The 21,953-nt window shown below is 70.7% G+C and carries 21 protein-coding genes; 9 read left to right on the top strand and 12 right to left on the bottom strand.

All coding sequences use genetic code 11. The features are described from left to right. Positions 1-34: 34 nt before the first annotated feature. The 6 genes from cysQ to ACK4UM_RS00380 all read right to left on the bottom strand — a co-directional run bounded on the left by cysQ (position 35) and on the right by ACK4UM_RS00380 (position 8,283). Positions 35-862 carry a 3'(2'),5'-bisphosphate nucleotidase CysQ gene (gene cysQ, locus ACK4UM_RS00405; protein ID WP_409794023.1) on the bottom strand — a complete coding sequence of 276 codons (828 nt, stop codon included), beginning with the start codon at positions 860-862 and terminating at the stop codon, positions 35-37. 14 nt (positions 863-876) lie between these two features. Beyond that, positions 877-2,601, bottom strand: coding sequence for an SLC13 family permease (locus tag ACK4UM_RS00400; RefSeq protein WP_409794021.1), 1,725 nt, complete (start codon positions 2,599-2,601; stop codon positions 877-879). Positions 2,602-2,635: 34 nt separating this feature from the next. Then, complete coding sequence (gene cysN, locus ACK4UM_RS00395) at positions 2,636-4,570, bottom strand: sulfate adenylyltransferase subunit CysN (protein ID WP_409794019.1); 1,935 nt, start codon at positions 4,568-4,570, stop codon at positions 2,636-2,638. Continuing rightward, positions 4,570-5,469: a sulfate adenylyltransferase subunit CysD gene (cysD, locus tag ACK4UM_RS00390; protein ID WP_409794017.1), complete on the bottom strand. Its 900-nt coding sequence runs from the start codon at positions 5,467-5,469 to the stop codon at positions 4,570-4,572. The genes cysN and cysD overlap by 1 nt, the downstream gene beginning before the upstream one ends. 378 nt (positions 5,470-5,847) lie before the next feature. Beyond that, positions 5,848-7,305: an undecaprenyl-phosphate glucose phosphotransferase gene (locus tag ACK4UM_RS00385; RefSeq protein WP_409794014.1), complete on the bottom strand. Its 1,458-nt coding sequence runs from the start codon at positions 7,303-7,305 to the stop codon at positions 5,848-5,850. Positions 7,306-7,533: 228 nt separating this feature from the next. Next, positions 7,534-8,283 carry an SDR family oxidoreductase gene (locus ACK4UM_RS00380; RefSeq protein ID WP_409794011.1) on the bottom strand — a complete coding sequence of 250 codons (750 nt, stop codon included), beginning with the start codon at positions 8,281-8,283 and terminating at the stop codon, positions 7,534-7,536. A gap of 689 nt (positions 8,284-8,972) precedes the next feature. Here ACK4UM_RS00380 and leuB point away from each other — a divergent pair. The 4 genes from leuB to ACK4UM_RS00360 are packed head-to-tail and all read left to right on the top strand — an operon-like array spanning position 8,973 to position 12,524. Continuing rightward, complete coding sequence (gene leuB / locus ACK4UM_RS00375; RefSeq protein WP_409794008.1) at positions 8,973-10,076, top strand: 3-isopropylmalate dehydrogenase; 1,104 nt, start codon at positions 8,973-8,975, stop codon at positions 10,074-10,076. A gap of 14 nt (positions 10,077-10,090) precedes the next feature. After that, positions 10,091-10,474: a DUF5367 family protein gene (locus ACK4UM_RS00370; RefSeq protein WP_409794006.1), complete on the top strand. Its 384-nt coding sequence runs from the start codon at positions 10,091-10,093 to the stop codon at positions 10,472-10,474. Between the two features lie 11 nt (positions 10,475-10,485). After that, a complete protein-coding gene (gene mmsB / locus ACK4UM_RS00365) occupies positions 10,486-11,376 on the top strand; it encodes a 3-hydroxyisobutyrate dehydrogenase (RefSeq protein ID WP_409794003.1) in 891 nt (296 codons plus the stop codon). 5 nt (positions 11,377-11,381) lie between these two features. Continuing rightward, positions 11,382-12,524, top strand: a complete 1,143-nt coding sequence (locus tag ACK4UM_RS00360) for an iron-containing alcohol dehydrogenase (protein ID WP_409794000.1) — start codon at positions 11,382-11,384, stop codon at positions 12,522-12,524. 4 nt (positions 12,525-12,528) lie between these two features. On the opposite strand, the gene ACK4UM_RS00355 is transcribed toward ACK4UM_RS00360, so the two are convergent. Next, on the bottom strand, positions 12,529-12,861 hold the full coding sequence (locus ACK4UM_RS00355) for a hypothetical protein (RefSeq protein WP_409793998.1): 333 nt from the start codon (positions 12,859-12,861) through the stop codon (positions 12,529-12,531). 301 nt (positions 12,862-13,162) lie between these two features. Between ACK4UM_RS00355 and ACK4UM_RS00350 the strand changes: the two genes are divergently transcribed. The 5 genes from ACK4UM_RS00350 to ACK4UM_RS00330 all read left to right on the top strand — a co-directional run bounded on the left by ACK4UM_RS00350 (position 13,163) and on the right by ACK4UM_RS00330 (position 18,221). After that, positions 13,163-13,369 carry a hypothetical protein gene (locus tag ACK4UM_RS00350; RefSeq protein WP_409793995.1) on the top strand — a complete coding sequence of 69 codons (207 nt, stop codon included), beginning with the start codon at positions 13,163-13,165 and terminating at the stop codon, positions 13,367-13,369. Positions 13,370-13,455: 86 nt separating this feature from the next. After that, positions 13,456-14,751 carry a hypothetical protein gene (locus tag ACK4UM_RS00345; protein ID WP_409793992.1) on the top strand — a complete coding sequence of 432 codons (1,296 nt, stop codon included), beginning with the start codon at positions 13,456-13,458 and terminating at the stop codon, positions 14,749-14,751. Then, entirely contained in the window at positions 14,748-16,043 is a 1,296-nt protein-coding gene (locus ACK4UM_RS00340) for a glycosyltransferase family 2 protein (RefSeq protein WP_409793989.1), read from the top strand. The genes ACK4UM_RS00345 and ACK4UM_RS00340 overlap by 4 nt, the downstream gene beginning before the upstream one ends. Before the next feature lies 1 nt (position 16,044). Further along, on the top strand, positions 16,045-17,226 hold the full coding sequence (locus ACK4UM_RS00335; protein WP_409793987.1) for an HlyD family secretion protein: 1,182 nt from the start codon (positions 16,045-16,047) through the stop codon (positions 17,224-17,226). Continuing rightward, positions 17,223-18,221 carry a hypothetical protein gene (locus ACK4UM_RS00330; RefSeq protein WP_409793986.1) on the top strand — a complete coding sequence of 333 codons (999 nt, stop codon included), beginning with the start codon at positions 17,223-17,225 and terminating at the stop codon, positions 18,219-18,221. Before ACK4UM_RS00335 ends, ACK4UM_RS00330 begins: the two co-directional genes overlap by 4 nt. Positions 18,222-18,231: 10 nt before the next feature. On the opposite strand, the gene ACK4UM_RS00325 is transcribed toward ACK4UM_RS00330, so the two are convergent. The 5 genes from ACK4UM_RS00325 to ACK4UM_RS00305 all read right to left on the bottom strand — a co-directional run bounded on the left by ACK4UM_RS00325 (position 18,232) and on the right by ACK4UM_RS00305 (position 21,919). Next, positions 18,232-18,537 (bottom strand): thiosulfate oxidation carrier complex protein SoxZ, encoded by a 306-nt coding sequence (locus tag ACK4UM_RS00325; RefSeq protein ID WP_409793983.1) that lies wholly within the window; start codon positions 18,535-18,537, stop codon positions 18,232-18,234. Between the two features lie 16 nt (positions 18,538-18,553). Continuing rightward, on the bottom strand, positions 18,554-19,006 hold the full coding sequence (locus ACK4UM_RS00320) for a thiosulfate oxidation carrier protein SoxY (protein WP_409793980.1): 453 nt from the start codon (positions 19,004-19,006) through the stop codon (positions 18,554-18,556). 13 nt (positions 19,007-19,019) lie between these two features. Continuing rightward, the gene (locus ACK4UM_RS00315) at positions 19,020-20,312 is read right to left on the bottom strand and encodes an NAD(P)/FAD-dependent oxidoreductase (RefSeq protein WP_409793977.1); all 1,293 of its coding nucleotides are present in this window, start codon (positions 20,310-20,312) and stop codon (positions 19,020-19,022) included. A gap of 10 nt (positions 20,313-20,322) precedes the next feature. Beyond that, positions 20,323-20,625, bottom strand: a complete 303-nt coding sequence (locus tag ACK4UM_RS00310) for a c-type cytochrome (protein WP_409793974.1) — start codon at positions 20,623-20,625, stop codon at positions 20,323-20,325. 103 nt (positions 20,626-20,728) lie between these two features. Beyond that, positions 20,729-21,919, bottom strand: coding sequence for a YeeE/YedE family protein (locus tag ACK4UM_RS00305; protein WP_409793971.1), 1,191 nt, complete (start codon positions 21,917-21,919; stop codon positions 20,729-20,731). Positions 21,920-21,953: the final 34 nt, after the last annotated feature.

Here is a 21,953-nt window from a genome sequence, read left to right as displayed (position 1 = left end):
GGAACTTCGGGTCGCGGGTGCTGCGTACTGCGATTCAACGAAATGTCGAAGGGCGAGCCCCCCAAGCCACGAACCACGGATTCGCGAAATCCGTATCCCCCTCCTGCTGCCGCTTGCCGTAGAGGAGCGGGGTGCCGTCCACGCGCTCGACCCGCCCGCCGGCGGCGGCGAGGACGGCGTGGCCGGCGGCGATGTCCCATTCCATGGTGCGGCCCATGCGCGGATAGACGTCGGCCTCGCCCGCCGCGATCAGGCACAGCTTGAGCGAGGAGCCGGCGGAGACGCGGGCGACGACGGGCAGGCGGGCGAGGAAGGCGTCGGTGTCGGGCCCCGCATGCGAGCGGCTCGCCACCGCCACGAGCCCCTCCGCCGGCGCGACGCGCGCCGCGATCGGCCGCCACGAGACGACCGCCCCGCCCTCGACCCGCCCCTCGCGCGCGCCCGCGCCCGCGAGCCCCAGGAAGAGCCGCCCGATCGCCGGCGCGAAGACCACGCCCGCCACCGGCACCCCGTCCTCGACGAGGGCGACGTTGACCGTGAACTCGCCGTTCTTGGCGATGAATTCCTTGGTGCCGTCGAGCGGGTCGACGAGGAAGAAGCGCGCGCCCGTCTCCGGCACGCGCCCCTGCGAGACCGCCTCCTCGGCGACGACGGGGATCTGCGGCGCCTTGGCGGCGAGGAGCGCGAGGATCGCCGCCTCCGCCGCCTCGTCCGCCGCGGTCACGGGGGAGGCGTCCGCCTTCTCGCGCGCCTCCACCGGGCCGTCGTAGATCGGCATGATCGCGGCTCCGCCCGCGAGCGCGGCCTCCACGAGGAGCGCGGAGAGGTCGAGATCCGCCGCCATTCCCGATGATGTCGCCATACGCAAGAGACCCTTCAGAAGTACAGAGCCGCGATCGTCGCGACGCTCGTCGTCCCGTAGGCGAGGAGCACCACGGCGCCGAGCCGGGTGAAGTCGAAGAAGGAATAGCCGCCGGGCGTCATCACCATGAGATGCGTCTGGTAGCCGAAGGGCACGAGAAAGCTCGCGCTCGCGCCGAAGGCGACGACGAGGGCGAAGGGCTCGGGCGGCACCCCGACGAGGCGCGCCACCTCGATCCCGATCGGCAGCGCGACGAGCGCCGCGCTCACGTTCGAGAGGAGCTCGGTGAGCGCCCAGGTCGTCGCGAAGACGAGGGCGAGCGCCAATACGGGCGTGATCCCCGGCGCCGCCCCGATCAGGCTCTCCGCCACCGCGCTCGCGAGGCCCGAGCGGGCGATGAGGGTCCCGAGCGTCAGCGAGCCCCACAGGACGATCACGAGCTCGAAGGGGAAATTGCGCTTGACGTCCCGCGCCGGCAGGAAGCCGCCGCCCACCGCGAAGGCGAGGAGCAGCATCGCCGCGAGCGCGAAGGGCACGGCTCCGGTGAAGGCGAGGAGCAGGAACACGCCGAAGCCCGCCGAGACCGCGATCGCCGCCCGCGTGTCGAGATTGGTGAGCCCCGCATGCTTCGTCTCGACGACGTGGAGCTGGCCGCGGATGTCCTCGCGCGCGGCGAAATCGTGGCCGGCGGCGAAGACGAGGAGATCGCCCGCCTCGAGCCGCACCTGGCCGAGCTTGCCCGAGAGCCGCTGGTTGCCGCGCCGGATCGCGAAGACGGAGGCGTCGAAGCGCGAGCGGAAATTCGCCTCCTTGAGCGTCGCGCCGACGAGGCTCGAATTCGCCGCCACGACCGCGTGCAGGATGTTGTCCTGCCGCCGCCCGGCCGGCGCTTCGTCGCTGATGACGAGCCCGGGGATGGAGGCGATCTCCTCGATGAAGCGCACGTCGCCGACGAAGACGAGCACGTCTCCCTCGGCCAGCACCTCGGTCGGCTCGACGGGGGAGAGCACCCGCTCCCCGCGCATCACCTCGGCGAGGAAGAAGCGGCCGAGATTGCGCAGTCGGTTCTCGAGCACGGTGCGCCCGGCGAGCGGCGAGCCCTCGGGGATCGTCGCCTCGATGTGGAAGAATTCGGGCTCCACCGCCCCCGTGTCGGCCGGCTCGCGCAGGAAGCGCGGGGCGAGGAGGACGAGGGTGGCGAACACGGCGCCGACCGCCGCGAGGCCGGGGAAGAGGAAGTCGAGCGGCCCGAGCGCGATGTCCGAGCGCGCCGCTTGGCCCACCACGATCAGGTTCGCCGAGGTGCCGAACGGCGTCAGCATGCCCGCCGCGAGCGCCATGTAGGACAGGGGCATCAGGAGCACGTGCGGGCTCACCCGCGGATGGTTCGCCGCCGGCCCCATGAAGGCGCCGACGACGGCCGTGTTCGGCACGACGGAGGAGACCGCCGCCGTGATGCCGAGGAAGCGCGCCATCACCCGCGACAGGCTCGCCTGGCCGCGGGCGAACAGCAGCCGCCGGATCCACGCCATGCGCGCGACGACGCTCGAGAACAGAGCGAGGCACACCACCGCCACGAGCGCCGGATCGGCGAGCAGCGTGACGACGTCCGCGAAGGGCAGCCGCCCCGACAGGGCTACCGCGAGGACGAAGGTCGTGAAGGCCGCCACCGTCGGCACGCGCCCGCTCGCGAGCGCGACCACGAGGCCGATCACGAGCAGGACGTCGAGCGCCGCCATCAGTGCCTCCCCCGCGCCGCGGCGCGCGCGCCGCTCAACCGAGGATCCCGCGCGCGCGGAGCAGGCGCAGCACCTCGTCGGCCAGCTCCTCCGGCTTGCGGCCGGAGGTGACGAGGTGCAGCTCGGGCGCCGACGGGGTCTCGTAGGGCTGGTCGAAGCCGGTGAAGTTCTTGATCTCCCCGCGCTGCGCCTTGGCGTAGAGGCCCTTCGGATCGCGCGCGATGCACTCCTCGATCGGCGTGTCGACGAAGATCTCGACGAACTCGCCCTCGGCCATCATCTCGCGCACCATCCGCCGCTCCGCCTCGAAGGGCGAGATGAACGAGCACAGGACGATGAGCCCCGCATCCGCCATGAGCTTGGCCACCTCGCCGACGCGGCGGATGTTCTCGACGCGGTCGGCCTCGGTGAAGCCGAGATCGCGGTTGAGGCCGTGGCGGACATTGTCGCCGTCGAGCAAGGTGGTGTGGCGCCCGTCCTCGAACAGCCTGCGCTCGAGGATGTCCGCGATGGTCGACTTGCCGGAGCCGGACAGGCCGGTGAACCAGACGACAGCCGGCTTGTGGCCCTTCAGGCTCGCGCGCGCCTCGCGATCGATGGTGGTGCGCTGGCGGTGGATGTTGGTCGCCCGCCGCAGCGGGAAGTCGATCATGCCGACCGCCACCGTCACGTTGGTGAAGCGGTCGATCAGGACGAAGCCGCCGGTCTCGGGGTTCTCCTGGTAGGGATCGAGGGCGACGGGGCTCGTCGTCGACAGATTGCAGACGCCGATCTCGTTGAGCGCGAGCTCGTCGGCGGCGAGCTTGTTGAGCGTCTCGACGTCGACCTTGTGGCGGATCGCGGTGATCGTGGTCGGCACGTAGCGCATGCCGATGCGCATCAGATATTGGCGCCCGGGCAGCATCTGGTCCGGCGACATCCAGACGAGGTGGGCGGCGAACTGGTCGGCGACCGCGGGGCGCGCCGCTGGCGGGCAGAGCACGTCGCCGCGCGAGACGTCGATCTCGTCGGCGAGCGTGAGGGTGACGGCCTCGCCAGCCTTCGCCGTCTCGACGTCGCCGTCGGGCCCGAGAATGCGCGCGATCGTGCTCTCGCGGCCGGAGGCGGCGACCACGATCGGATCGGCAACGCGCACCGCGCCCGCGCCGATCGTGCCCGCATAGCCGCGGAAGTTCAGGTTCGGCCGGCTGACCCATTGCACGGCCATCCGGAACGGCAGCGTCTCGCGATCGGTGTCGACGTCGATCGTCTCGAGCGTGTGGAGCAGCGTGTCGCCCGTATACCAGGCCATGTTGCCCGAGCGCGCGGCGACGTTGTCGCCGTAGCGCGCCGAGACCGGGATCGGGTTGATCGACGCGAAGGAGAGCCGCGCGGCGAAGGTCGTGAAGTCCGACACGATGCGGTCGAACACGGCCTTGTCGAACGAGACGAGGTCGATCTTGTTGACCGCGACCACAACGTGCTTGATGCCGAGCAGCGAACAGATCGTGGCATGCCGTTTCGTCTGCGGCAGCACCCCTTTTCGCGCGTCGATCAGGATCACGGCGAGATCGGAATTCGAGGCGCCGGTCGCCATATTGCGCGTGTATTGCTCGTGGCCGGGGGTGTCGGCGACGACGAAGGCGCGCGCGGCGGTCGTGAAGAAGCGGTAGGCGACGTCGATCGTGATGCCCTGCTGGCGCTCGTCCTCGAGCCCGTCGACGAGGAGCGCGAGGTCGATTTCCTCGCCGGTCGTGCCGAAGCGGCGGGAATCCTTCTCGAGGGTGGCGAGCTGGTCCTCGTAGATCAGCTGGCTCTCGTAGAGCAGGCGCCCGATCAGCGTCGACTTGCCGTCGTCCACCGAGCCGCAGGTGAGGAAGCGCAGGAGGCCCTTGGAATGGTCCGCGACCATGCGCGCGACGAGGGAGCCGTCCTCGGCCCGATGGTTGCCGCGATAGAGGGCATCCGAGTAGAACGGGTGCTTGTGCATCAGAAATACCCCTCGCGCTTCTTCTTCTCCATCGAGGCGGCCTCGTCGGTGTCGATGAGGCGGCCCTGACGCTCGGAGGTGCGCGCCGACATCATCTCCTCGACGATCGCCTCGACCGTGTCCGCGTCGGATTCGACGGCGCCCGAGAGCGGGTAGCAGCCGAGCGAGCGGAAGCGCACCTTCTTCATCACCGGCGTCTCGCCGGGCTCGAGGGGCATGCGGTCGTCGTCGAGATTGATCCAGGTGCCGCCGCGCTGCACCACGGGGCGCTCCGCCGCGAGATAGAGGGGCACGATCGGGATGTTCTCGGCGAGCGTGTAGAGCCAGATGTCGAGCTCGGTCCAATTCGACAGCGGGAAGACGCGGATCGACTCGCCCTGGCGGATCTTGGTGTTGTACAGCTTCCACAATTCGGGGCGCTGGTTGCGCGGGTCCCAGGTGTGGCCGGCGGAGCGGAAGGAGAAGATGCGTTCCTTGGCGCGGCTCTTCTCCTCGTCGCGGCGGGCGCCGCCGAAGGCGGCGTCGAAGCCGAACTTGTCGAGCGCCTGGCGCAGGGCCTCCGTCTTCATCACCTGCGTGTGCAGCGAGGACCCCGACGCGATCGGATTGATTCCGCGCGCGAGCCCCTCCTGGTTGGTGTGCACGTGCAGCGTGACCCCGAGCGAGCGGGCGAGCTCGTCGCGGAACGTGATCATGTCCCGGAACTTCCACGTCGTGTCGATGTGGAGGAGCGGGAACGGCAGCTTGCCCGGCGCGAAGGCCTTCATGGCGAGATGCAGCATCACGCCGGAATCCTTGCCGATCGAATACAGCATCACCGGGTTGCGGAACTCGGCCGCGACCTCGCGAATGATGTGGATCGACTCGGCTTCGAGACGGCGGAGGTGAGTTGAGAGCAAGGGGGCGCTCCAGGGCGTTTCGGTTGAGAACGCGTCTTGGCCGGATCGTCGGCCGATCCGGGCAAGCGACAGCCGTAACCAGGGACGAGAGACGCGCTCGACGCGAGACATCGTCGCCGCGAAACGGAGAACTGCGACGCGAATTCGGCCGGGCAGGCCGACGACGCGCCTGCGACTGGTCCGAGCTTCGCCGACGTCGTCTCCGTGCCGTCGGGTCCGATATGTTCCCGAGTAAAGCTAGAATCTCTTCCGTTCTGCAAGGCGAAAAGCCGAAGAGAATCCGCCTTGGTTAAGGGATGTTGCCGCACCGCAACAAGACGCTGCCGGCATGCCGCTCGGCGGCCGTCGAGGCACCGCGCATCGAGGCGTTTCCTGTCCTCAATACGCGTTGCGGTCGTGCAGGACGATCAGGGCGGTGCGGGCGATGATCCGCAGGTCGAGCCAGAGCGTCCAATTGTCGATGTACCAGAGATCGTAGGCGATCCGCGCCTCCATGTCCCTGATCTCCGGCGTCGCGCCGCGGCAGCCGTTCACCTGAGCCCACCCGGTCAAGCCCGGCTTGACGTGGTGGCGCGCCGCGTAGGAGGCGATCAGCTTCTCGTAATGATCGTCGTGGGCGAGCGCGTGCGGCCGGGGCCCGACGAGGGACATCTCGCCGCGCAGGACGTTGAGGAGCTGCGGCAGCTCGTCGAGGCTCGACCGGCGCAGGAAGGCGCCGACGCGGGTGACGCGGGCATCCCCGCGCGAGGCCTGCGTCACCACCGGCCCGTCCTCCATGACATGCATGGAGCGGAACTTGAAGATGGTGAAGCGACGCCCCGAGAACCCCTTGCGGCTCTGACGGAACAGGACCGGACCCGGCGAGTCCAGGCGGATCGCGACGGCGATCGCGGCGAAGAGCGGCGCGAGCAGCACGAGCATGGTCGCGGAGACGACGACGTCGAACACGCGCTTACGGGCGCGCTCCAACAGGTCGAGCGGCGCGCGCTGCACTTCGTAGCCGGTGTTGAAGCCCATCTCGATTCGCCGCCCCCTGAGGATCTCCGAGGCGTGGTGATCGGGGAAGAGGTAGACGCAGACGGGCAGCCGCGACAGGCACGAGCGAAGGACTTGGAAGCGCGGCACGTCGTGCCACGGCACGAGGAGGTAGATCGCGTCGATCCGCTCGCGCGCGAGAATGGCGCGGCAGGCGTCGACGAGCTCGGAGAGCCGCGCGGCCGCATCGGTCTCGCCGTCGTCGTGCAAGCCGAAATCGGCCGAGACGTGGACGCCGCACGAGGCGAGATGCTGACGCAACTGTTCCGTGCCCTCCGTGCGGCCGTCATGGATCACGAGCGCGCGCGAGGTCGCGATCCGCGCCGCGCGCACCCGCCGCGCGAACGTATCGAGCGCGAGGATGCGCAGGGGAAGCACGACGACGACGCCGATCAGGAAGGCGATCGCGACCGTGCCGCGCGAGGCGGCGCCGGTCTGCTGCAGGAGAAAGGCGATCCAACCGATGACGAAGAACGCCGCGAGCCAGCCCTGGAGGAAGGTCGCCGCCGCGGGACGGCGGCCGCGCAGCTTCGCTCCCGAATAGCCGCGCAGGAGGAAGATCGTCGCCACCGTGACGAGGCCCGCCTGCGCGCCGACGATCGCCGACTCGAGCGGGCGGGAATCCCCGTGCGTCAGCACGACGTGGAACAGCGCGTCGGCCGCCACGAAGGCGGCCGTGCCCGCGAGCACGTCGGCGATCATGACGACGAGCGCCGTGAGATAGAAGGGAACGTAAGCCGGCGCGCCGAGCGACGCGACGCTCGCTGGAGCCTGGAGTGTTGCTTCGACCGAACGCGACATGGGAGTGCCCCGCTGCGACATCAACGATCCGTTAACGCGTCACGCCCATTGTTATCAATGGCTCATTTTCGTTACGGTTTACGGCTTCCTCGCCCAGCCCTCGGACGCTAGCGAGACGCCCAACGTAAAGCAACGAAGAAGGGGTCGCCCAAGTAAGGACGCCGCACGACGGCGCGGGGTTGTTGCGTCGCAGCAACACGTACTTGCCCGGAGGGCTCCGGCGCCCGCTCAGCCGCGACCGACGAACGGCATCTTCGTCGCCATCACCGTCATGAACAGGACGTTCGCCTCCGGCGGCAGGCTCGCCATGTGGGCGACGGCTCGGCCGACATGGGCGACGTCCATCATCGGCTCGGCGCGGATCGAGCCGTCCGCCTGGGGTACGCCTTGGCCGATGCGGCTCGCGAGCGGCGTCTCCGCATTGCCGACGTCGATCTGGCCCACCGCGATGTCGTGGGGGCGGCCGTCGAGGGCGAGCGTCTTGGTGAGCCCGGCGATCGCGTGCTTGGTCGCCGTGTAGGGCGCCGATCGCGGCCGCGGCGTGGTCGCCGAGATCGAGCCGTTGTTGATGATCCGCCCGCCCTTGGGGCTCTGCCGCTTCATCACGCGAAAGGCCTCGCGCGCGCACAGGAAGGCGCCCGTGAGATTGACGTCGACCGCCGCGCGCCATTCGGCGACGGACAGCTCGTCGATGTCGACGGCGCGCGGGCTCGTGCCGGCATTGTTGAAGAGGAGGTCGAGCCGCCCGTAGGCCTCCTCGACGCGGGCGAAGAGGGCCGCGACCGAGCCCTCGTCGGCGACGTCCGTCGGCACCGCGATCGCGGTGCGTCCGAGCGCGCGCGCCTCCTGCGCCACCGCCTCGATCGGCTCGAGCCGCCGCCCGGCGAGCGCGAGATCCCAACCGTCCTGCGCGAGCGCGAGCGCCGCCGCCCGCCCGATCCCCGTCCCCGCCCCGGTCACCAAAGCGATCCTGCCCATGGCGCGCGCCTCCCTGCGTCGTGTTCGTGTCGCGGGGGAGACTAGCGCGGCGGGGGGTGCGGGGGGAACGGGCAGGAGCGCACGGGGGAATCCCTCCCCGTAGGGGAGGGTGGACTTTCGAGCGTGAGCGAGAAAGGCCGGGTGGGGCCTGGTCGGGATGATCCTTCAAGCCTCTGACCCCACCCGACCTCCTTCGGCTCCGCCGCGGAGGCCACCCCCCCCGGGGCTCCGAGATTCACACATCGCCATTTGCGCATGGGATCGATGCATCTAGCGCCGCCGCTCTCCTTCCCCTCAGAGTTTGAAAATCTATCCCCTGCCGTCATTCCGGGGCGCGAAGCGAGCCCGGAACCCAGACTCCCGACGATCGTTCGAGCGCGCATGCGCGCTCGCTGCACAACCCTAAACCATGGACACCTCGAAGGACGCAGCCTATAGGCTGCTCATCCAAGGTCGGGGTTCTGGGTTCCGGGCTCGCTTCGCGCCCCGGAATGACGGCGGTGGGGTACTCGGCAAAAGATTTACAAACTCTCAGGGGAAGGAGAGCGGCCGCACCGCTTCGTCGAACGCAGGCACGGACGCCGATGCGTGCACTCCATAGCCCTCCGGGGAGGGACTTCCCCCCCTTGCCCCCTGCCCGACATTTCGCCACAAGGCTCCCCATCGCAAATCGAGATCGGACGACGCGCATGGCGACCTTCAAGCTCCTCCTCCTTCCCGGCGACGGCATCGGCCCCGAGGTGATGGCCGAGGTGGAGACCGTGATCTCCCATCTCGAGCGCACCGGGCTCGCCTCCTTCGCGATCGAGCGCGATCTCGTCGGCGGCGCGGCCTACGACGCGCACGGCAAGGCGATCTCGGAGGAGGCGATGCGCACCGCGCAAGCGGCGGACGCCGTCCTGTTCGGCGCGGTCGGCGGGCCGAAATGGGCGGGCGTGCCCTACGACGCGCGCCCCGAGGCGGGGCTCCTGCGGCTGCGCAAGGAGCTCGGCCTGTTCGCGAACCTGCGCCCGGCGATCTGCTATCCCGCGCTCGCCGACGCCTCCGCCTTGAAGCGCGAGCTCGTCGAGGGGCTCGACCTGATGATCGTGCGCGAGCTCACGGGCGGCGTCTATTTCGGCGAGCCCAAGGAGATCGTCACGCTCGAGACGGGCGAGAAGCGCGCCGTCGACACGCAGCTCTACACGACGGGCGAGATCGACCGCATCGCCCGCGTCGCCTTCGATCTCGCCCGCGCGCGCGGCAACAAGGTCTCCTCGGCCGAGAAGCACAACGTCATGAAGACGGGCGTGCTGTGGAAGGAGGTCGTCACCAAGGTCCATGCCGATTACCAGGACGTCGCGCTCGAGCACATCCTCGCCGACAATTGCGCCATGCAGCTCGTGCGGGCGCCCAAGCAATTCGACGTCATCGTCTGCGACAATCTCTTCGGCGACATTCTCTCGGACGTGGCCGCGATGCTCACCGGCTCGCTCGGCATGCTGCCCTCCGCCTCGCTCGGCGCGCCGGATCCGGAGACCGGCAAGCGCAAGTCGCTCTACGAGCCCGTCCACGGCTCGGCGCCCGACATCGCCGGCCAGGGTCTCGCGAATCCGATCGCCATGATCGGCTCGCTCGCGATGGCTTTGCGCTATTCCTTCGGGCTCGGCGAGGCGGCGGACCGGCTGGAAGCCGCGATCAAGTCCGCGCTCGCGGGCGGCGTGCGCACGCGCGACATCGCAGGGCCCGGCGCGAACGCGGTCTCGACGAAGGACATGGGCGCGGCGATCGTGCGCGCGCTCGAGAACGGCTGACGATCCGAGCGTCCATGCGCCCGCTCCTCGTCGGCTGCGCGCTCGCGGCCGTCCTGCATCTCGTCTTCGCCGCGTGGGGAGAATATTTCTTCCTCGAGACGCGGCGGGCGTTCCAGGTCAATTTCACCGCGGGCGCGCTGATCGGGCTCGTGCTCGGCCTCCTCTCGCCGCGCCTCGCCGGCCGCGACGCGCGCGAGGCGAGCCGGGCGATGGCGCTTCTCGCCGTGCCGGGGCTCCTCTGGATGGCGGCGGTGGCGTCCCATGTGGGCGTGTTCTTTCCCGCACTGGAACGGGGCCTCGACAAGGTCTTCGGGTCGTGGATGCTGTGGCTCTACGGCTTCGCGCTCGCGGGCGCGCTCCTCGTGGAGTGGCGGGCGCGGCACAGAACGAAGAAGTGAGGGAGGACACGATGGCGCGGATCGGATTCGTCGGGCTCGGCAATATGGGCGGGCCGATGGCCGCCAATCTCGTGAAGGCCGGCCATGCGGTGCAGGGCTTCGACCTCGTGCCGGCCGCGCAGGAGGCGGCGCGCGCGGCGGGCGTCGCGGTCGTCGAGAGCGCGCGGGCGGCGGTCGCGGGCGCCGAGATCGTCGTCACCATGCTGCCGGCCGGGCGCCACGTGAAGGCGGTGCTCGCCGACGTGCTCCCGGCGGCGGGCGCGGGCACGCTCTTCGTCGACAGCTCGACGATCGACGTCGAGAGCGCGCGCGCGGCGGCCAAGATGGCGGACGAGGCGGGCTGCCGCTTCCTCGACGCGCCGGTCTCGGGCGGCGTCGGCGGGGCGGCGGCGGCGACCCTCACCTTCATGGTCGGCGGATCGGCGGAGGCTTTCGCGGCGGGCAAGCCCGTGCTCGAGGCGATGGGCAAGAAGATCGTCCATTGCGGCGAGGCGGGCTCCGGGCAGGCCGCGAAGATCTGCAACAACATGATCCTCGGCATCTCGATGATCGGCGTGTCGGAAGCCTTCGCCCTCGCCGAGAAGCTCGGGCTCTCGCATCAGGCTCTGTTCGACGTCGCCTCGACCTCGTCGGGCCAATGCTGGTCGCTCACCACCTATTGCCCGGTGCCGGGCCCGGTGCCGACATCGCCCGCGAACAACGGCTACAGGCCGGGCTTCGCCGCCGATCTGATGCTCAAGGACCTGCGGCTCGCGCAGGAAGCCGCGCTCGCGGCCGGCGCGACGACGCCGCTCGGCGCGCAGGCGGCGCAGCTCTACGCCCTGTTCTCGGGCGAGGGGCATGGCGGGCGCGACTTCTCGGCGATCGTCGAGATGCTGCGCGGGCTCTCGCGCGAGGGATGAGCACGATGGCGCCCTTCGTCTTCGCCACCACCCCGCGGATCGTCTTCGGCGCAGGCGCGATCGCGCGCATCGGCGCGCTCGCCGCCGAGCGGCTGGGGCCGCGCGTGCTCGTCGTGACCGATGTCGGCCTTCTGCGCGCGGGGCTGGTGCAGCCGGCGCTCGACGCGCTCGCGCAGGCCGGGATCGCGGCATCCGTGTTCGATCCGGTGACCGCCGATCCGCCCGAGGCGCTCGTGGCCGACGGCGTGGCCGCGGCGAAGGCGCACGAGGCGACGGGCATCGTCGGGCTGGGCGGCGGCTCGCCGCTCGACGTCGCCAAGGTGATCGCGCTCGTCGCGGGCTCCGGGGAGGCGCTCGCGGAGGCCTATGGCGTGGGTCTCGCGAAGGGGCCGCGCCTGCCGCTCCTGCTCGCGCCGACCACCGCGGGCACGGGCTCGGAGGTCACCCCGATCGCGATCCTGACGACCGGCGCGCACGAGAAGAAGGGGGTCGTCTCGCCCCTTCTCCTGCCCGACATCGCCCTCCTCGACCCCGACCTGACGCTCGGCCTGCCGCCCGCGATCACGGCCGCGACGGGGGTCGACGCCATGGTCCACGCGATCGAGGCGTTCACCTCGACGAGCCCCAACGCGAACCCCGTCTCGAAGGCGCTCGCCCGCGAGGCATTGCGGCTCCTCGGCGGGGCGATCGAGCGGGCGGTGGCGGACGGGGGCGATCGCGCGGCGCGCGCGGACATGCTGCTCGGCTCGATGCTCGCGGGGCAGGCCTTCGCAAATTCTCCGGTGGCGGCGGTGCACGCACTCGCTTATCCGCTCGGCGGGCATTTCGGCATCCCGCACGGGCTCTCGAACGCGCTCGTGCTCACCCATGTGATGCGGTTCAATCTCCCGGCCTGCGCCGACGCCTATGCCGCGCTCGCGCCCTGCGCCTTCGCCGATTGCCCCGAAGACGCGCAGGCGCTCGTCGACCGGCTCGAGGCCTTGTGCGCGCGCCTCGACCTGCCGCCGCGCCTGCGCGACGTGGGCGTCCCCGAGAACGCGATCGGCATGCTCGCGCAGGACGCGATGGCGCAGACGCGGCTTCTCGTGAACAACCCGCGCCCGGTGACGCTCGCGGACGCGACGGCGATCTACCGCGCGGCGTGGTGAGGCTCTAGCGGCTGCGCCACGGGTCGGCGCGCGGGGGCTTGCTCGGGCTTTGGTCGCGCGGGGAGCCGCCTTCGGGCCGGCGGGCGGCCTCGTCTTCGCCCCCGAGCGCCGCGAGGGCCGCGCGCAGGCAGAGGCCGAGGACGTAACCGATCTGGCTGCCGACGAGAATCGCAAGGAGGCTCAGCGGGGACGCGGCGGCGCTCGCGCCGGAGAGCGCGACGGCGATGCCGTAGACGCACACGACGATCGCCAGGCCGACGATCAAGGCCGGCAGGCGCAGGACGACGAGCCCCGTGCAGACCCCGTAGAGGACGCTGGCAACGCCGACCCAGAGCATCGAATCCTCCCCACCCCGAGAGATAAACAATCCTGAACGGCAATTGGTTCGGATGAGCGAGGGCCGTCGGCGAGGGGGCGTTTCCGGCCGGGCGAGCCGCATGCCGCTTGCGTCGGCAGCCGCGTTGCTATTCTTCGTCGCCCTGAAGACAGAGCAGGAACTGCTTTCGTTCGGCATGGGTTGCCAAAATACTGCTTGTCGAGCGCGTGGTTATTTACGAACATTTAACCAACAACAGCCGCGCCGTGTCGTCGGCCAGACGTCTTCCGGTTTCGAGCCGATCCCCTTCGAGAGGACCTCCATGAGCGACGCGTATCGACGGCCGTCTGCCGAGCAGCAGGCGTATCTCTACGATCCGTTCCGGCCGGCGCCGATCGAGAGCGGCCGCAACCGCGCCTATTCCCCCCATTTCGTGGACGAGAGCCCCGGACCACGCGACGGGGCCGCCGCGCCGTCGGCCGGTCGGGTGCCGACGACCATGCCGCGGAGGAAGCCGCCGGCGGCGTGACCTCGCGCGGCGTGGACGCGCGAGAACCGCCCCGAGCGGGCATCCGAGAGGCGGCGATGCGTGCCGCCGAGGACGAGACCTCATCCATGAACCAGCAGATCACGCGGTCTTCCACGCGCGCGGACGCGTTCCGCTTTCTCGCCTTCCCGGCCCCCGACACGACGCGGGCGAGCCCGCCGGGCTTTCTCCTCGACCCCTCCGCCACGGCCGAGATCGTGGTGCTCACGGCCCCCGTCTCCGAGCGCGAGCTGACCGAGCTCATGCACGATTTCGCCGATCCGCTCCTGCCGGTGGTGAGCCTCGTCGAGGATCGTCACCGGCGCATCGACCGCCCGCTCGCCCCCGGCGAGAGCCCCTGGCAGCGCGCGGCGGCGATCGCGGCGCGGCTGCGCAAGCTGCCGCGGTCCGCGCGCTACGCGAGCGCCCTCGACGACACGCTCCTCGCCTTCATGTATTCGCGAACCCAGGCGCTGATCGCGACCTATGACGGCGGCTCGCCCGATCTCGTGAGCTATCCCTTCGCCTGGCCCGCCCGCGAGGTGGCGGAGGCGGGCGAGCGGCTGCACGATGCCGGCCTCGCCAACCGCGCCTATTTCGAGCGCGTCCACCATTGCCCGCATTGCGCCTGCGCCCGGCTCGTGGTGCGCGAGGAATGCGCGCGCTGCCGGTCCTCGAATCTCGTGGACGAGGTGACGGTCCACCATTTCCGCTGCGCCCATATCGGACCTCTGTCCGAGTTCCGCTCGGGCCGCGCGCTCGAATGCCCGAAATGCCACAAGGAGCTCCTGCATATCGGGCTCGATTACGATAAGCCGGGCTCGATCACCCGCTGCGGCGCCTGCGGCCACGTCTCGGACAAGCCGGTCGTCGGCTTCGTCTGCACGGATTGCGGGGCCCATTCGAGCGCGGAAGCGGTCGCGGTGCGGGCCTGGCACTCCTACGCGCCGACCGCCGCGGGGCTCCAGCACGTCCTCGCGGGCGCAGGCCGGAGCGCGCTGCCGGCCGGGCCCGATGCCTTCGACGTGCTGCTCGGCCATTGCCGGCGCGAGACGCAGGAATTCGGCACGCCGTTCACGGTCGCACGGCTGAGCTTCGCCCATGAAGAGGCCATTCGCGCGCAGGACCGGCGCCTGTGGAGCGAGAGCCTCGGGCTGATGGAGGACGTGCTCGCGAGCGCCTTGCGCAGCGTCGACCTGCCGGTACGCGAGGGCGAGGGCTTCCTCGTCCTGTTGCCGCGCACGGACGAGGCGGGCGCGCAGGTGGCCATGGCACAGGTCGCCGAGCGGGCGCGCGCGGTGCTCTCGGCCGATCTCGGCCTCGTCTGGGAGGTGCTCGACGAGGTGGCGATCCGGCGCCTGCGCGAGGGGGCGCGACCGCGATGAGCGCGCCCGCGACGCCGCTGATCCTGCTCTCGGAGCTCGACCTCGCCGCCTTCCTCGCGATGTTCTGGTTCATGCTCCTCTTTGAGGTGCCGCGCTACACCCTCTCCTCGCTCGTCGTGTTCCTCGCCGCCCTGCGCAGGTCCCCGGAGCCGAGCGCCGCCGAGCGCGAGCGCCTCGACGCGCTGCGGGTGAGCGTCGTCGTCGCCGGGCACAACGAGGCCGACGCGATGGCCAAGTGCCTGCGCTCGCTCGGCGAGCAGAGCCGGCGGATCGACGAGATCATCGTCATCGACGACGGCTCGACGGACGGCATGCGCGCGATGATCAACGAGCTCGCGCGCGACGGCCGGATCGATATCGCGCTCGCCAATCAGGTGCGCTGCGGCAAGGCCGCCTCGTGCAATTTCGGCTTCACGCTCTCGACGGGCGACATCGTCGTCAATCTCGACGCGGATTGCTCCTACGACCGCGACGCGATCGAGCGGCTGATCGAGCCCTTCGTCGATCCGCGCGTCGGCGCGACGACGGGCGCCATCGCGGTGCGCAACCGCGACGCCTCGATGGTCACGGCCCTGCAGACGATCGAATACGCGGTCTCGATCGCGATGGGCAAGCGGGCGGTCGACATGCTCGACATGGTGGTGTGCGCGTCGGGCGCCTTCGGCGCCTTCCGCCGCACGGCCGTGGACCAGATCGGCATCATGGTGCCGGGACCGGGGGAGGATTTCGACCTCACGCTGCGGCTGCGGCGCGCGGGCTGGCGCATCCGCTTCGCGCCGCATTCCTGGTGCTTCACCGACGTGCCGGCGAATGCGGCCGCGCTCGTGCGGCAGCGGCGCCGCTGGGATCGCGACACGGTGCGCACGCGGCTGCGCAAGTTCCGCGACGCGCTCTCGCCCGCGACGCGCCGCTTCACGCCGCTCGAGACCTTCGAGCAATGCGAGTGGCTGGTGATGAACCTCCTGTTCACGCTCGTCTTCCCCGTCTACGTGACCTGGCTGTTCGTGGTGTTCGATCTCGGCGCCTTCTACGTGCTCGGCCTCGTCGCGATCGTCTACCTCCTCCTCGACACGCTCTCCTTCGCGATGGCGGCGGCGATGGCGCGGCGCTTCGATCGGGCGACGATCCTCGCCGTGGCGCCGTATCTCCTCGTCTTCGGCCTCTACAACGGCGTCTTCATGCGCCTCGTGCGCCTGTACGCCTATTGGGAGGAATGGGTCTATCGCAGGTCGTTCGAGGACAGCTATTCGCCATCCCGCGTGGGCCGGCAGGCCTTCATCTTCCGAGGCTGACATGATCACCGAGCTCCGCGACAGGACCCGCGCCGACCGCTTCGCCAACGACGTGCGCCAGAACCAGCGCAAGCGCCGCAATCGGGGACGCTTCGTCTACCTCGCGGCGGTGCTCGCGCTCTTCGTCTGGCTCCTCGACATGCTCGTCGGCTCCTATGTCCGGCTGCGAGCGGAAGGGCTCGTGGTCTCGGACTACGCCGTCGTCGCCTCGCCCTACGAGGTGCAGGTGGTCGACGTCCGCGTCGCGCCCGGCCAGCGCGTGCGCCGGGGCGACGTCCTCGCGGTCGTCACCTCGCCGCGGATCTCCGAGCTGATCGCCACGCTCACCGCCCGCCAGGCCGAGACGACGGCGCGGCTCGCAGACCTCGCGATCCGGCTCGAGGTGACGGACGCGCTGATGCAGGCGGCGCGCCAGAGGCTCGCGGACACGACCGAGCAGCTCGAGCGGGTCAATCGCGCGCGCGGGGAGACGGGCTTCGTGTCCGACGCCTTCGTCGCCACGATCCAGAGGGACCATTACGCCGCCCTGATGGAGAGCGTCTCCCGCGAGGCCGAAAGCCGCACCGCGCGCAAGCTCTGGGAGGAGCTCGAAGCGACCCGCGAGGAGGCCCGCCTCGCTCTCGACAAGCTGCGCGCCGATTTCGACGACGGCGTGATCCGCGCCGGAGCCGACGCGATCGTCGGGCCGAACGTCGTGCGCCGGGGCGACGTGATCAATCCAGGCGATCACCTGATGGCGCTCTATTCGGGCGAGAAATACGCGCTCGTCTATCTCGAGACGGGGACGCTCTACGCCGTGCGCGTCGGCGACCGCGTCGAGGTGTCGGGCGGCTTCACGCAGACGAGCGGGCGCATCGTCGAGGTGCTGCCGCTCAGCGTGCCCCTGCCGAGCGAGTTCCAACGCGCCTTCCGCCCGCCCGCGCGCGGCCAGGTGGCGCGCATCGCGCTCGACGAGGCCGAGCGCTTCCCGATCGCCGCGCCGATCGCGGTCCGGGGCGATCAGATCGTGCCCGGGTTCGATTTCCTCACCCGCTCCCGCCTGAGCGCGTTCGCGGGCGAGGCCGTCCAGGCGGCGCGGGCGGCTTTCGGATCGGAACCGGAGGAGGAATGGAGCGTCGCGGGCTCCGCCCGGAGGCCCGAGCGCGCGGGCCCCACCGCGACGGGCGCCATTCCGGGGCGATGAGCGTCGCGACGAGGAGGCGGCGCGGGGGGATCGGGCTCGTCACGGCCCTGCTGGCGCTCGCCTTCGGCGCGGCGCTCGCCGGCATGGCGCGGGCCGCGGAGGCGACGCTCGTGCGGGCGATCTGGGTGTGGGAGACGTCCGCCCTCGTCGACGAGGCCGCGCGCGAGACCTTCCTGGAGACCGCGCGAGCCTTCCGCCTGACGGACGCGTATCTCTACCTCTCCGCGCAGGATTACGAGGCCGAAGACGCTGCGATCGCCGATCTCGTCGCGGCGCTCGCCGACGCCGGCATCCGCGCCTGGGGTCTCGACGGCTGGCGCGGCCATCTCTCCGACGGCGACGGGCCGGGCGCGCTCTACGAGGCGGTCGACGCGATGATCGCCTTCAACGCGCGCCACGCGGCGGGCTTCGTCGGCTTTCACGCGAATGTCGAGCCGCAGGACGGCCAGGGCGTCGGCGCGGTGCGCTTTCACGACGGCATCCGCCAGGACGCGCTGTTACCGGCCGAGCGCACCGATCGCGACGCGTTGATGACCGAATGGCTCGAGCTCCACGCCGCCCTCGCCGAGCGGACCGCGCGCGCCGGCCTCGCCCTCGGCGCCGCCCTCCCCTCCTGGCTCGACGACTATTACGGCGCGCCGATCGAGGCGACGTTCCGCGGCCTCCGGCGCCCGGTCGCCGAGCAGCTCATCGGCCTCCTCGACCAATACGTGATCATGAGCTACCGCACCGATATCGACGCCGTCCTCGCCCGGGTCGAGGGCGAGATGCGCCTCGGCCACGATCTCGGCCGCGCCCGCATCCTCTTCGCCCTCGAGACCCATCCGGGCCCCGGCGCGGGGGTGTCCTATGCCGACCATCCGGGCAAGGCCACGCGAGCGGCCGTGAGAGCGGATCTCGAGGCGATCTCAGAGCGGCTCGCGGCGCGGTTTCCGCTCGGATATGCGGGGTACGCGATCCACGACTGGGAGGGGTTCCGGGCGCTGCCGGAGTGACGCCCCACCCTCACCCCACGCTCACCCGCCCGTCCGTCTCGAACACCCGCCCGTCCTCGTGGATCCACGCGAAGACGAAATCCGCCGTCTCTTCGAGGCGGACATGAAAGGTGAAGGTGGGGTTGGCGGCGGCGCCGTTGTCGAAATCGTAGGCGAAGACGACCTCGCCGTTCGCGCGCGCCTCGAAGCGGGCGAGCATGTCGCGCGGGTTCGGCGAGCCGATGCCGGTGATCATCGGGTGGTCGATGAGGGTGCGCACCTCGATCGCCTCGCCGGGCGAGGCGCTTCGGGGCAGGCGGACGCGGGGGGTGGACATCGCTCTTCCTCCTTCGTCAGGTCGCACAGCCGCCGACGGACACGGCGATCGCGGCCGCCGCCTTGAGCACGCGGCCGTCGGACAATTCGGCGAGGACCAGGATCTCCTGCTCCTCGGCGAGCCGAATGCGCGTCGTCACCTCGGCGCGGGCGACGCGCGGGGAGAGCCGGAAGCTGCCGACCCCCGGGGTGGGATTGCGCGTCGCGACGATGTGGATCGCGCGAACGTGATCCTCCGCGCTCATCGGGCTGTCGACCGACACCGTGATCGGCACCTGCGCGCCGTTCTCGGCGACGCTCGGCACGTCGAGCACGATGCCGCCCTCCTGCGCCTCGCGCCCGTCGAGGATCGCGGCGAGCGCATCCGCCACCTCCGCATCCGTCGCGGCCGCCGCGAAGGGTTTGGGCAGGACGAGGATCGCGGCGAACGCGGCCGCGGTCGAGAGGAAGGCTCGGCGGTGGAGATTCATGGCTCTCTCCCGATCACGAGAACATGTCGCGGGTGATGCTGGCGTACCAGGCGTCGGCATAGGTCGCCTCGAGGCGGCGCTTGTCGGCGAGCTCGGAGAGCGGGCCGCGCTGCGAGACGCCCCCCGAATCCGGCGTCTCGGCGAACCCCTCGTCGGTCGGACGGAACACGCCGACGACCGAGATGCCGTAATCGGCGCCGACATGGCTGTAGCAGGTGTTGAAGAACACCGGGTCCTCCGGCGGCGTGCGGCCGGTGAGCTCGGCGAGCGCGGCGGCGACCGCGACCTTCGAGGTCGAGTTCGCGACATAGCCCGATTTCGGCATCGGCGGCGCGATGTTGGCATCGCCGATGACGTGGATGTCCCGGGCTGCGCGCGCGGCGAAGGTGCGCGAATCGACCGGCACCCAGCCCGTCTCGTCGGCGAGGCCGGCGTCGCGGGCGATCGCGGCGGCGTATTGCGGCGGGATCACGTTGCCGACGTCGACCCGATGCTCCTCGCCGAATTCGGAGACGAACAGCTTGTTCTCGACGTCGACGCGCACGATCCGGCCGTCCTGGTTGCCGGGCACCCACTCGATCATGTCGCCGTAGAGCTCGGCCCAGGCGTCCTGGAACAGGCCCTGCTTGGAGAAGCCCTCCTTGGCGTCGAACGCGAGGATCTTCGCGCGCGGATTGGCCTCCTTCAGGTAATGCGCGATCATCGAGATGCGCTCGTAGGGGCCGGGCGGGCAGCGGAAGGGGTTGCCGGGAATGGCGAGGCCGACGACGCCGCCCTCGGGCAGCGCCTCGAGCTGCGCGCGCAGATTGGTGATCTGCGAGCCGTCGCCACCCATCCAGGCATGGGGGAAGATCTGGGCGGCCGCCTCGTCGTAGCCCTCGATCGCGCCCCAGCGCAGCGCGATGCCCGGCGACAGGACGAGCTTGTCGTAAGACAAGGTCTCCCCGCCGGCGAGCCGCACGCTGTGCGCGTCGGCATCGATATCGAGCGCGCGATCGTGCACGATCTCGACGCCCCGCGCGCGCAGGCCGTCATAGGAATGGGTGATCTGCGGCAGGGTCTTCTTGCCGCCGAGAATGAGGTTGCCGTAGGGGCAGGTGACGAAGCTCGTATAGGGCTCCACCAGCGTGACCGAAACCTCGGGATAGGCGATGCGGGCGAAGCGCGCGGCCGACGCGCCGCCGAAGCCGCCGCCGATCACGAGGAGGCGCGGGCCGGTCTGCGCGCGCAGGACGGCCGGCGCGGCGAGCGTGAGGGCGGTGGCGCCGAGGAGCGTGCCGAAGCCGCGGCGGGTGAGCGTGGTCATCGAAAAGCCCTCAGCGCAGGGAGGAGAAGTAATCGGCGAGAACGGCGACTTCGTCGTCCGTGAAGCCGCGGGCGATGCGGTTCATGATCGTGGCCGGGCGCTCGTTCGCGCGGAACGCCTCCCACACCTCCACGAAGGCCTCGCGGTCGTAGCCGGCGATCGCGGGGATCGCGCCCTCGCCTTCGCCGGATTGCCCGTGGCAGCCCGCGCAGCTCTGGGCGACGAGCGGCGTGGCGGGGCCTTGCGCGAGCGCCGGGCCGGCGGCCGAGAAGGCGACGGCGATCAACGCGGCGAGGCCGATGCGAGTCTTCATCCGGATCTCCGGTGTGCGATGAGGAATTCAACGCCCGGAAGATAGCGCATCCCGCATTTTACGGCAAGGCCCGGAAATTCGCCATATTTTACATCTGACGGCGTTATTTAGAGAGCCCGAACAGGGGTCGCATCTGCGTGCCGAGCCAATTGCCCGGCAGGGCGGCGAGGATCCAGAGCCAGCCGTGCAGGCTCCCCGAGGCGACGCCGGAGAAGAAGGCGCTGATGTTGCAGCCGAAGGCCATGCGCGCGCCGTAGCCGAGCATCAGCCCGCCGACGATCGCGGCGAGAAGCGGCCCCCAGCCGATCCGCCAGGACGGCGCGAAGCGGCCCGCGAGCCCGGCGGCGAGGAGGGCGCCGGCCATCAGACCGATATTCATGAGGCTCGTCGCGTCGCGCACGAGGGGGCGGTGCAGGAGATCGACGCGGGTCGGATCGTCCCAATAGGCCCAGAAGACGGGATCGGCGAGCCCCGTCGCCTCGCCCACGAGCGAGCCCCAGGTGGCGAAGGCCTGGGTGATGCCCCAGGGCCGGCCGGCGAGCACGAGGGTCGCCGCATTCAGGAGCGCGAGCGCGAGCGCCGCCCAGGCGAGCGGCCAGGGGCCCGTCAGGAAGGAGGCGCCGCCGCGCCGGAAGATCGGCTCGACGACGCCCGTCATCCGCTGCTCGCGCGCCGCCGCCGCCCAGGCGATCAGGGCGAACAGGCCGAGATGGAGCGCGAGCGCGGGCAGGAGGCCGAGGCTCGCCGGCAGCGAGATCGGCGGCAGGGCCGGGAGGCCCTCCCAGCGCTCGACGTCGTAGGCGCCGATCGTCATGCCCACGACGAAGAAGACGAGCGTGACGACCATCCGCGTGTCGCCCCCGCCGGCCGTGTAGAGCGTGCCGGACGCGCAGCCGCCGCCGAGCTGCATGCCGATCCCGAACAGGAAGGCGCCGATCGCGACCTCGATGCCGGCGGGGAAGACGAAGCCGCGCACCGGCTCGCCGAACAGGCTGCCCGCCTCGAGCACGGGGAAGAAGATCGCCACCGCGACCGCGAGCATCAGCATCTGCGCCCGCACCGATCCGCTGCGCCCGCGCGTGAACAGGACGCGATAGGCCCCCGCGAAGCCGAAGGCGGCATGATAGAGCGCGAAGCCCAGCGCCCCGCCGACGAGCCAGAGCGCGGCGAGCCGCAGCGTCGCCTCGCTCGCGACATAGGCCGCACCGAGCGCGAGCGCGGCCGCGGCGAGCCCGGCGACGAGCGATTGGCTGCGCTCGCGCGCGATCGGCCCGGCGGCGCCGTGGGTCTGCATGGGTCGTGTCCTCGCGGGCAATTGTCCGCGGGAG

Origin of the sequence: Salinarimonas sp., assembly GCF_046292825.1 — a bacterium.
In the GTDB taxonomy this organism is placed as follows: Bacteria; Pseudomonadota; Alphaproteobacteria; order Rhizobiales; family Beijerinckiaceae; genus Salinarimonas.
The sequence above is the reverse complement of the archived record's forward strand: the minus strand, read 5'-3'. Positions and strand labels throughout refer to the sequence as shown.